1 protein-coding gene is annotated in these 685 nt (G+C 60.4%); it reads right to left on the bottom strand.

The window, feature by feature from the left end:
- Positions 1-82: 82 nt before the first annotated feature.
- A partial coding sequence (locus IE243_RS22990; protein WP_191321591.1) for an outer membrane protein occupies positions 83-685 on the bottom strand: 603 nt, incomplete at its 5' end.

A 685-nucleotide genomic window follows, 5' to 3' on the forward strand; every position in this document is an offset into this window, starting at 1 on the left:
CGTCAATTGCCCGGTGAAAACATAAAAAAGCCCGGCAGCGTTGCTGCCGGGCTCCAGATAAAGCGGGGAGATCCCCGAAATATCAGAACTTGTAGTTCAGGCCGACGCGAACAACGCCGAACTCGTTGTTCTTGTTGCCGCCAGAGTAGTACAGGCTGGCCAGAGCAGCGCCCGGGAAGTAGACGTCGCTGTTGCCGCGATCGAGGCTGACATACAGACCTTCGACCTTGGCGGTCAGGTTGTCGGTGAAGGCGTACTCAAGACCACCGCCGACGGTCCAGCCGGTCGCGGTGCTGTTGCCGTTGCCAGCATAGTAGCCGTAGTTGTAGCCGTAGAAGTTGTTGTTGTTGCCGCCGCCGCCGTAGGCGAAACCACCGGTCACGTAGATCAGGGCGCGGTCAATGGCGAAACCGGCGCGAGCGCGGACGGTGCCGAACCAGTCCATGCCCTGGTTGCCGTAACCGTAGTTGCTCTTGCCGCCGAGGTCGGCGTACTGGATGTCGGCTTCGGCGCCGATCACGAACTGGCCGATCTGGTAGTTGTAGCCGATCTGGCCGCCGCCGGTGAAGCCACCGTCGTTGCCCGAATTGCCGCCGTAGTAGAACGCGGCGGTGTTGTAAACCGGAGCGCCATACACGTAGTTGCTGTTGTTGTTGTTGGTATTCCAGGCGTAGCCAGCGTTCAC

It is taken from the genome of Camelimonas fluminis (genome assembly GCF_014656355.1).
Lineage (GTDB): Bacteria > Pseudomonadota > Alphaproteobacteria > Rhizobiales > Beijerinckiaceae > Camelimonas > Camelimonas fluminis.